The organism is Frankia sp. CgKIO3 (assembly GCF_977946435.1).
On the sequence record NZ_CDWTMO010000155.1, the window covers coordinates 1 to 9,943 of the forward strand.

Genomic DNA, 9,943 nt, shown 5'->3' on the forward strand with positions numbered 1-9,943 from the left:
CCCCCGCACAGCGCCCCGTCCCGGCACGGCCCCCCGGGGAACCGGCACCTCGCCGAGCTCAGTCATCGCCGCCACCATGCCGTCCTCCGATAGCACCATTCCGTCCTCCGGCAGGACCCTGGACCCGATCGGCGGTGCGCACCCGGTCAGTGGTGCGCACCCGGTCAACCACCGGCGCTCCACCGCCGGGCGAATCCTCGTGACCGTCGAAGGTGCCACCCAGGCGCTGGTCACCACCCAGCGTGATATGGACAAACGAGGAGGGTGGCCAGGGACCCGTCACCTCGGCGGGGCACCCCGCCGCGTCCAGCTCCCGCGTCAGCACGGTCGCCGTGGTGAGGAAAGCCTCCTCCTCCGAACGCGGCACGAGGTACGCGCAGTCGAACATCCGCCCCGGCCGACCGGTGTGCCGACGGGCGTCATCCCGCGTGTGCGCAGCCAGCTCCCGATCCGCCCGATCGACCATCGCCGCGATCTCGTCACGCCGGTCCCGCTCCGCCTGCAGCTCCCGGCGCCGCTCGGCAAGATAGGCCGTTCCCGAGCCGGTTGCCGAGCCGGCCCGCCCACCCACACCCACCGTGGGCACGGTCTTCGCCGGGTGGTGGACAGGCGAATCCACCCGGAATCCCCACTCACGGGCGTCCCGGACGGCGTCCAGCATCCGGAGCAGGTCCCGTACCTGGTCGTCGAGGATGGCCCGGGCCTGCTCCGGGTCGGCGAGCACCGTGCCGAACCGCAGCGGCAGCACACCGCCGCGTTCCAGCAGCTCCCACAGCACCTGATCGTGCCGGCGGGCCAGCACGGCGAGGCGACCGGTGTCGGAGACGTCCTCCTCGAGGTCACGCAGCAGGCTCAACTCGACCTCCGAGACGGCGAGTGACAACGGCCCGCAGGCGATCGCGTCCACCTCGGTGCCGGCGCCCAGCCCCTCGATTCCGGCGGTGTCGCTCGCCGCGGGGATGATGCCGTATGCGTAAAGACCGCGGTCGGTCCGGGACGCGCGCGAGGACGGCCGGACGCCGGGCCCGACCGCGCCCACAGTTTCGACGGTCGACTCCGGAACGGACTCCGGAACGGACTCCGAGACGGACTCCGACCGCGAGACCGACCCCGACCGCGAGACCGACCCCGACCGCGAGACCGGAACGGGAGGAAGGTCCCGGGGCGGGGTCACGGCCGGCCGGATGCCCTCCATCACCACCCGGGTGATCTCACGGGCGAGGCACTCGACGATCTGATGTCGGGCGAGTTCGCGGGCCTCTCGGACGGCCTCCTCGACGATCTCAGGCGCGAGTCGCCGGGCGAGGGCCGTGAGATCCTCAGCCCCGGCCGTCGTGCTCATGGCCGCTACTCCCTCGTGTCCCGTTCCTCGGCGGCCGATACCCCGTCAAGGCCGATCCCCCCTGCGCCAGCCAGGCCGGCCGGCCCCGTCGAAGAGCCGCTCGACCGCATCCGCCGGATCCCGGTCCGTCGGCTCGTCCACACCCTCCCCGGCACGATTCGCGATCTGCGCGGGACGGTCGGCGATCCGCTCAGGGTGGTCTTCGGTCCGCCCGGGCCACCGCCCGTCGGCGGGCTCGACCTCGGCCAGCCGCGACCGCAACCTCCTGTTCTCCTCCTCCAAAGATCGCGCCCGGGAGTTGAAGAAGGGGTCCACGGTCCACCAGTCCAGGCCCATCTCCCGCGCCGTGTCCGCCGAAGCGATGAACAGCCGCAGCTTCAGGGTGAGCAGCTCGACGTCCAGGACGCTGACGACCACGTCTCCGACGATCACAACCCCCTTGTCGAGGACCCTTTCCAACACGTCGGCCAGCGAGTCCGGACGCGAACCACCCCAGGGCCGGGCACGAGGCGGCCCGGCGAAGAGGCTGCGGTCGACGGTCATGGCCCTGCCCGGTTCCTGCTGTCGCGATGGGCGACCTCACGCGGCAACCTCGTCAGTCGGTGGCGGTCAGTCGGTGGCGCCACGGACGAACCTCCGCAGCCGCTCGTAACCGACGAGGTTCCCCTCCCTGTCGACGTCCAGCCGGTAGGTGGCGAGCACGCTCGTGGTGGACGGGATGCGCTCCAACTCGACGACGTCGGCCAGCACCGACCAGCCGCCGTCGGTCCGCCGCACACCGGAGACCCGCTCCGGACTATGCCCCAGCAGCGTCCCGAACTCGTCCAGCACGCCGGGCAGCACCGCCGCCAGTCCCCCGCGGCCCACCCGGCGACGGGCGGTCCTGTCCTCGTCTGGGCTCATGGCGTCTGGGCTCATGGCCGGTGCACGGCCCCCGTCCACCCCCGCCTCCGGGACAAGGAGGACCGAGGCATCGAAGACATCGACACGCGGCCCATTCCCGGGACTACCGGCTCCAAACTCCCAGCGTACGACGGGTGTCGACCGCAGATCACCGACCGCCGCACCACCCCGGAGGAGCCCCCGCCCGGAGGAGCCAAGGCTACCCACGCCGAAGATCTACTGGAGGTGGAGAGGTCAGCGCGTCCTACGGGATCAGCGCGCCCATGCCGCCCGCACTGCCCGCGTGGGGCTCGAAGATGATCGGTCCGAGCCAGCGGACCGGGTGAGGATCCTCTGGGTAATCTCCTCGGCCGTCAGCGGCGGCGCGAAGAGAAAGCCCTGCGCACTGTCGCAGGCGGCCGCGCGCAACCGCTCGGCCTGCATCAGGGTCTCGACGCCCTCGGCGGTCACCGTCAGGCGCAGGGTGTGAGCCAACGTGACCAGCGTCTGCACGATCTCCTCATTCCCCGGGTCGGCGTCCCGCGCCGAGCGGAAGCCCTCGATGAACGGTCCGGCGAGCTTGAGCGTGTGCACCGGCAGCCGACGCAGGTAGGCGAGGTTGGAATAACCGGTGCCGAAGTCGTCGATAGCGATCCGCACGCCCATCTCGGCGAACCCGCGCAGGACCCGCAGCGGCTCGTCGGCCGTGCCCATGAAGGCGCTCTCGGTAAGTTCCAACTGGAGCAGGTCCGGGGAAAGCCCGGTCTCGTCGAGAATGCGTCGGACCTGTTCCACCAGGCCGGCCTCGCGGGTCTGCCGGGCGGCCAGGTTGACGCTGACGAACGGGGCGTGCGGATGACACTCCTGCCACTGCCGCGCCTGCCGGCAGGCAAGCTCCAGCACTCGCCGGCCGAGGGGCACGATCTGCCCGGCCTCCTCCGCCATCCCGATAAACAGATCGGGGGGCAGCAGACCGAGGCCGGGATGCCGCCAGCGGACCAGCGCCTCCACCCCGACCATCGCCCCGGCGGCCATCCTGGCACCCGCACCGTCGCCGAGAGCGATGATCGGCTGGTACTCGACGACGAACTGGTCCTGTTCGAGGGCGCGGGGCAGCATGGTCGACAGAGTGTGCCGGGTCACCTGCCGGACGCCTCGCTCCGCGTCGAACAGGGCCCAGCGGCCCTTCCCCTCCGCCTTCGCCCGGTAGAGCATGATCTCGGCGGCCCGCAGCAGATCAGCGTAGTCCCCGTCGGCGACGGGCCGTTCGACGATGCCGATGCTCGCTCCGATGGACAGCGCGTGGTCACCCACCCGCAGCGGGCTCGCCAGCGCCGCCAGCACGGTCTCGGCGACGGCGACGGCGTCCGCCGTGCCGGCTGTGTCGGCGACGAGGATCACGAACTCGTCACCACCCATCCTGACCAGGAGCTGCTCCGGGGACAGCACCCGACGCAGCCGGTCCGTGACGGCGACGAGCAACCGGTCGCCGACGTCGTGGCCGAGGCTGTCGTTCACCATCTTGAATCCGTCGAGATCGATGAAGCACAGTCCGATGCGACGTTCCGGTCCCGTGGCCATCAGTTCGTGGACCCGTTCGATGAGTACCGTCCGGTTCGGCAGGCCGGTGAGCGGGTCGTGCCGCGCCTGGCGGCGCAGCTGGCTCTGCAACAGATGCCGGTCGGTCACATCCACGATCATGGAGAGCTGCGCACGACACCGCCCGTCGTCGTCGCGCAGACACGACGTGGTCAGCTCGGCCCACACCACCGACCCGCCGATCCCGGTGAACCGCCGCTCCATCCGGATGTGCTCCGGTCCGGCGGTCCGCTGGGCGGCATAGGCCTCCCGGAACTCCCCCGCGTCCTCGGGATGCGCGAACTCGTCGATTGACCTGCCCCGCACCTGACCCGGGTCGACTCCGAGCATCCGCAGAAAAGCGTCGTTGGCATCGATGATCCGTCCGTCTCCGTCATTGATCAGGATTCCGATCGCGGAGCCGGTGAAGATCAGCCGGAAGCGGGCATCGCTCGCGTGCAGGGCCGCGCGATGGATCGAGTCCTGCCCGGCGAGGATCCGCTCCCGCAGCGCATGGGCGTATCCCTGGGCCAGGCCGCCCTGCAACGCCGCCAGCCGGGCGCCGTACCCGTCGGCCGTCCCGAGTCGTAGGTCGGTGAGCAGTCTGGTGCCACAGATCTCGATGGTTCCGGCCAACGCGTCCGCGGCGCCGAAGGTGTACTCGACGACGGCAGCCCCGACCGCGGCCGCAGGGTCGGCCGTGAACGGTTCGGCGAGCAGGGCGTCGACGAGCCGGTCGCTCAACGCCCGTAACCGCTGCTCGACGTCGATCAGGCCGATCGCCGGGTAGCTGGCGCCGAGGATCTCTCGGGCCCAAGCCTGGGCGAAGCGCGCGACGCCCTGCTGGCGGGCCGTCTGGGGCAGGGACCTCACCGCACGCACTCCTCATCGCACGCATTTCTTACCGGACCATGACGAACCTTGGGCCTGACCCGCCCTGTGACAAAACCTCGGCCGCTGGCCGGAAAAGCGCCGGAAGCCGAAGAAAAACTAATACAAGTTAAGAAAAGTAAGAGATAGCCAGAAAAAAACCATAAAAGGCCAAGAACAGCCAAAGAACGGCGAGCTACCGGCGCCCGACCGCGGCAAGTACCGTGGAACGCACCGGGTTGCCCGCGAGGGGATCGGCGCCCATGCCCGCCGCGTCCGGGCGCCAGGCCGGCAGGTAGACCAGGCCCGGGTCAACGAGGTCGTATCCGCGGAGCAGACCGGCGATCTCCGCACAGGAACGCGGGGTCACCCCGGTGGGGGTCTCGTCGTAGACCTTGCTGGCCTGGTTGATCTCTACGGCCCGCTCGTCCGCGATCACATGCGAGATGGCCAGGTAACTGCCCGGCGCCATCGCCTCCCGGAAGGAATCGATGATGCCAGCCGGGTCATCGCTGTCGGGGACGGAATGCAGAACCGTCACCATGAGCACGGCGATCGGTTGAGAAAGATCGAGCAGCTCGGCCACCGCGCTGGAGCCGAGGATCGACGCGGGCTGCCGAACATCTGCCTGCAGCACCGTGGCCCGCGGATTGTCGGCGAGCAGCATCCGGGAGTGGATGACGGCGACCGGGTCGATGTCGACATAGACGACCCGGGCCTCCGGATTCACCCCTTCGGCGATCTCATGTACGTTACCGACCGTCGGCGCCCCGGAGCCGAGATCCAGGAACTGTGTGATCCCGGCCTCGGCAGCGAGGAAGCGCATCGCCCGGTGCAGGAACAACCGGTTCGATCTGGCGATCAGCGGGGCATCCGGGAGGATCTCGAGGGCGGCGCGCGTCGCCTCCCGGTCCACCGCGAAATTGTGCGATCCGCCGAGCGCGTAGTCGTACATCCGCGCAGCGCTCGGGCGATTGACATCGATCCCCGCGGCCCACTCGGGCAACTCGGGCATGATCATCTATTCTCCTGCGCGACCCACTAGACGACGTACGGTGAGGAGATTGTCTACCATCGCTACCTTCGTCACCACACCGGCCGGTGTCGCTACGGAGACCAGTACCTCCACGCCGCGTTCACACCCCGTTCGCTCGTTTCATCGCACGCCCGCCCTACCTCCCGCCCGGGCCTCCCAGCAGCGCGGACCGACCTCCGGCGGCGGCCCATGGGGAAGCCGCCGACTGTGCCGAATGTCCGGTTTGACCAGACCGTCCGACCCTGCCCTGCGTGGCCGTCCACGGATGACACTGGTCTGGAACCTGGATCGAGGGTCGACGCCCGCGACGGCCGAGGAGACCCCTACGGCCGCAAGAACCGGAAGAACCGGGAGGACCGGAGCTCGCGGCGGCAGCCGACAGACCGACGGCGGCCGGGACAGCGCGGGTATTCGGGCGTCGCCCTCGGCCGGGACCACACGAGGCTCCGGTACGAGGTTCCGGGTAAGGAGTGGGACGAGATGCGCGCCCTCGTCGTGTATGAATCGATGTTTGGCAACACCAGGGTGATCGCGGACGCCGTCGCGATCGGCCTGTCGACGTGGTTGGACGTCGGACTCGTGGAGGTCGGCACCGCGGACCCGGCCCTGAACGACGATGTCAGGCTCCTCATCGTCGGCGGGCCCACCCATGCGTTCGAGATGAGTCGGCCCGAGACCCGGCACGACGCCACCAGGCGGACCGAGGGCAACGTCGTGTCGCCGGGAATCGGGATCCGGGAGTGGCTCGAGGCACTACCCAGGCAACCGAGTGGGTCGCCCGAGGGGATACCGCTCACCGGAGCGGCCACGTTTGACACGAAGGTCCGTCACCCCCGTCCCGCGGGTTCGGCCGCGGCCGGTGCGGCAAAGTGCCTGCACCGTCTCGGCTTCTCCCTCCTCGACCGTCCGCGGAGTTTCTACGTCGACGGCCCGGCGGGCCCACGGGTGGCCGACGAACCCGAACGCGCCCGCCGCTGGGCCGAAAGCCTCGGATGGATGGTCCCTGCCTCGGCGAAGGGTAACGCGCTTTCCTGAGCCGCCTTGACACAGCAACACTTCACCCGGATCGCCGCCGAGTACGAACGGCTCGGTGGAGGAAGTCGGATCTTGCACGGATCTGTAAGGTTTCTGGTTGCACAAACTGGCAGAGGCGATTTTCGGGCGTGACTACCGGGCGGCGAGGAAAGCGGCTTCGCGGGCGGCGACCTCGGTGACGCGGTTGACGTCCGTCCAAGCACGCTCGCGGAGAAAGGCGCCGAGGTCGTCTGGCCACCCCAGACGCTCGCCGAAGAACCAGGCAAGGAGCTTGTCGGCGTTGCTCTGATCATCGTCGGTGGACTGAGTCCACACCTGCCGTTTCCGCCTTGCTCGGCGGCAGCACTCGGGCCAGTCGGGTTCAGCCGAAAGGAGCGCTACCCAGTCGACCCATTCGCCGGACGACGCGCGCGCAATACCCTCAGCCACAGTGTGTGCCAACGGAACGGCCAAGAGGAACTCGTCAAGGATGCTGGCGATGGGCGTCTCCTGCCGCACGACTTCGTTCCAGAGCACGGTGGGGGTAAATTCAGTCGCAGCGGGCGAGGTCGTTTCGCTACTCGACGGCATGAGGTCGTCGCGCATCCGTTCGAGCATGGCCACTGCGTCGGCCCGCTTCTGATCGACTCGGCCTTGCGGCAGCCACGCGCGCAACGCCTCGAGCTGTTCGGGGGGGCACGGCACCAGGTTCAGCAGGTGCTCCCACCGGCGGTCAGCATAAAACAACGAACGTGCGGTCTGAACGACGAGCTCTCCGGTCATGCGAGAGACCACGCCCTGCGCCGTCGCGGCAGCTACGGTCGCTCGCACGTTCACCAGGGGCTCCGAAAGCGGCCGAAAGCCGTGCTTGCTCGTTGCATGCACAAGGGCCACCTCGTCGTCCGAGGTCAGCTCACCGGAGCAATATCCCGCAGCGATGTCACCGACGGCGACCATGCCGAAGGGCGCCAGCTCGGCGCCGCGTAGCGCTCCCATGCTCGACGACCCGTAGACCCGGATCCCGAGCGCTAGGGCGTACAGGATCTCCTTGTGCCACACTGCCGGCACTTGGTGGAAGTAGCCGTCGATGATCCCGATCGTGGGCGGTCTCTCCTGGCTGATCCGCCACACGTCCCCGAGCTGAACAGGCGGCAGGAACTCGGCGTCCAGAACGGCGCGAGCGTCGTCGATGCCGAGTGTCGGGCCGAGGAAGACGACTGGCAATGGCCCAGTCACTGGCCCGGTCAACCGACGACGCCCTCGACAGCGGCGCGAGCGCGAGCACCCGGCCTGTACCCCGACACGTCACTGGGCGGCTCGAGACCTGGAACAACCGCGCGGCCGACCGCAACGCCGGTGTCCGGCCGGCTGAGGTCAACCCACCAAGGGTCGAAGCCTCGGGTGACGAGCGCACTCACCACGGCTTCCAGGTCGCGCTCGAGCGTGCTCGTCGAGAGGTCGGGGAGGTCGCTGACGTCGCGGCCGCCGCGCAACGACGCCCGCCAGCGCTCTCGCAGCAATCGCGCCTGCTCGGCGGCAGCGGAGCTCGGGCGGTAGCGGGCGCGGAACATGTCATCGCGTACGCCGCTGATGAGCGTGAGACGGCTCTGCGCCGCTTCGGTGACGGCACGGCACAGCGCGATGTCTCGACTGGGATGGCATCCCATGCCACTCGTGGCGTAGACCGTGAGATCCTGGTCGTCGGCGTCTGGCTCGAAGACTGTGCACTCCACAGTGGCGACGCCGACATCGCTCGTCGCGTCGTGGAGCATCACAGCGATCCCAGCCTCGTCGAAGCGCTCAAGCAGTGACCTGCCGACCGGGTCGGTGACGCTGCCAAGATCGATGGTGGTCGTGGTGACGTCGCCGGTAAGCCGCCACATGGTGATCGCATCGCGTTCGATCAGCTCGCAGAGTGCGTGAAGCTTGGCTTCGAAGCCGTTGTTGCCCGACGACAGACCGTTCGAGGTACAGCTGAACCAGCCGCTACCTGGCGGTTCCTGAACTCGACCGTCGGTGTGCACTACCTCGAACGGGACAAGCGCCGCAGTGCCGTCGACGAGCGAGGCGGCCGCCACCCACGTCGTCGGTGTCGTGGTCGCAAAATTCGCTCCGGTTGCCCGAGCCAGGCCAGACCAATCGGCTATCTGGTGGCGCGGCGCAAGGTCGCAGGCGGGTCCCCACACGGTCGGCACACTCGCCCGTTCGGCGTGCCACAGCTCGACGGATTCCATGATTGCCGAGGCTTTGGCGGCGGCAAGCGTGACGCCCTTGCCCATCGAGACGGCCAGCGAGTAAGCGGCCGGGCGGCAGGCAGTCACCACCGGTATGCCGATCCGGTCCAGTCCAGTGACGTCCGCTACTCTCGTGATCCCGAAGATGTCGAGCTGGCCGCGCAGCCGCCGGACGGTTTCTTCCGGCGCCACCGCGCGGTGGGTCCCGAGGGTGAAGGTCTTTGCTGTCATCGCGATCCTCCGGCCACCAGATGCACGACGTCAGTTGCCATCTCGGTCCGAGGTCGCCAGGCGCAGGCGAGGTCTCGTGCGCGCCGCGGCGGAGCGGGCCGGCGGGTCGGCGTCGGGTGTCAGTGGCAAGGCCAGTGCCAAGAACCGATCGCCATCCCGGAACACGAGGCGAGCATCGGTCATCTCGGTCAAAAAGGCTCGCACTTCGTCGGGATCGAGGTCAAGGTCGCGGTCGCGAAGCAGGCGACCCGCCGCGCTCGACGGGGTGGCGCCGTCGAGGCAGGCGAGGTAGAGCTCCGCCTCGACGTCGTCGAGGAAGATGTCGCGGCTCGGGAGCAAGGGGCGACGGTCGCGGATACGCAGGAACCCCGGCCCTCTCTCGTATCGAAGCGACCGGTGGCGCCCGGGCGTCCAGCAGCGGTCCCAGGCGTCGACCGCGTCACGCAACGGGGCGACCGCTTGTTCGGGGTCGTGCCCGTCCACGTGCTCGTACTCGAACGCATACGCCAGGCCGGCGAGCTCGTCCGCCGGCACGGAGTGCAGGTGGCGGTAAGTGGCGGTAATAGGCGACGGGACCGAGCAGCCGCAAGCCGTGGGACGCGGGTTTGTCGAAGTAAGGGCTGAACCGCTGGACCTGAAGCCGGACCAGCCCGGGCGGCTTGAGGTGGACAAGTGACTTCACCAGGTCTGCCATCGCCACGTAGTCTTCGTCGGTCTTGCCCGGCAGCCCGTAAATGATATTTCAGGTCGGAAGCA

General features: G+C 69.0%; 9 protein-coding genes. 1 reads left to right on the forward strand and 8 read right to left on the reverse strand.

All coding sequences use genetic code 11. The annotated features are described in order from the left end of the window. Nucleotides 1-58: 58 nt before the first annotated feature. From AC08OJ_RS15835 to AC08OJ_RS15855, 5 genes are all read right to left on the reverse strand, one after another. Nucleotides 59-1,342, reverse strand: a complete 1,284-nt coding sequence (locus AC08OJ_RS15835) for a GvpL/GvpF family gas vesicle protein (protein WP_476596123.1) — start codon at nucleotides 1,340-1,342, stop codon at nucleotides 59-61. Nucleotides 1,343-1,387: 45 nt separating this feature from the next. Beyond that, nucleotides 1,388-1,885, reverse strand: coding sequence for a gas vesicle protein (locus AC08OJ_RS15840; RefSeq protein WP_476593761.1), 498 nt, complete (start codon nucleotides 1,883-1,885; stop codon nucleotides 1,388-1,390). A 66-nt stretch (nucleotides 1,886-1,951) separates the two neighbouring features. Further along, nucleotides 1,952-2,245: a gas vesicle protein GvpO gene (gvpO, locus tag AC08OJ_RS15845; protein ID WP_476596124.1), complete on the reverse strand. Its 294-nt coding sequence runs from the start codon at nucleotides 2,243-2,245 to the stop codon at nucleotides 1,952-1,954. Between the two features lie 252 nt (nucleotides 2,246-2,497). Beyond that, nucleotides 2,498-4,675: a putative bifunctional diguanylate cyclase/phosphodiesterase gene (locus AC08OJ_RS15850; RefSeq protein WP_476596125.1), complete on the reverse strand. Its 2,178-nt coding sequence runs from the start codon at nucleotides 4,673-4,675 to the stop codon at nucleotides 2,498-2,500. A 193-nt stretch (nucleotides 4,676-4,868) separates the two neighbouring features. Beyond that, a complete protein-coding gene (locus tag AC08OJ_RS15855; RefSeq protein ID WP_476596126.1) occupies nucleotides 4,869-5,687 on the reverse strand; it encodes an SAM-dependent methyltransferase in 819 nt (272 codons plus the stop codon). 501 nt (nucleotides 5,688-6,188) lie between these two features. Between AC08OJ_RS15855 and AC08OJ_RS15860 the strand changes: the two genes are divergently transcribed. Further along, nucleotides 6,189-6,743, forward strand: a complete 555-nt coding sequence (locus AC08OJ_RS15860) for a flavodoxin family protein (protein WP_476596127.1) — start codon at nucleotides 6,189-6,191, stop codon at nucleotides 6,741-6,743. A gap of 132 nt (nucleotides 6,744-6,875) precedes the next feature. On the opposite strand, the gene AC08OJ_RS15865 is transcribed toward AC08OJ_RS15860, so the two are convergent. The 3 genes from AC08OJ_RS15865 to AC08OJ_RS15875 are packed head-to-tail and all read right to left on the reverse strand — an operon-like array spanning nucleotide 6,876 to nucleotide 9,721. Further along, nucleotides 6,876-7,970 (reverse strand): TfuA-like protein, encoded by a 1,095-nt coding sequence (locus tag AC08OJ_RS15865; RefSeq protein WP_476593766.1) that lies wholly within the window; start codon nucleotides 7,968-7,970, stop codon nucleotides 6,876-6,878. Beyond that, nucleotides 7,967-9,187: a YcaO-like family protein gene (locus AC08OJ_RS15870; RefSeq protein ID WP_476593767.1), complete on the reverse strand. Its 1,221-nt coding sequence runs from the start codon at nucleotides 9,185-9,187 to the stop codon at nucleotides 7,967-7,969. The genes AC08OJ_RS15865 and AC08OJ_RS15870 overlap by 4 nt, the downstream gene beginning before the upstream one ends. A 30-nt stretch (nucleotides 9,188-9,217) precedes the next feature. Continuing rightward, entirely contained in the window at nucleotides 9,218-9,721 is a 504-nt protein-coding gene (locus AC08OJ_RS15875; protein ID WP_476593768.1) for a hypothetical protein, read from the reverse strand. Nucleotides 9,722-9,943: the final 222 nt, after the last annotated feature.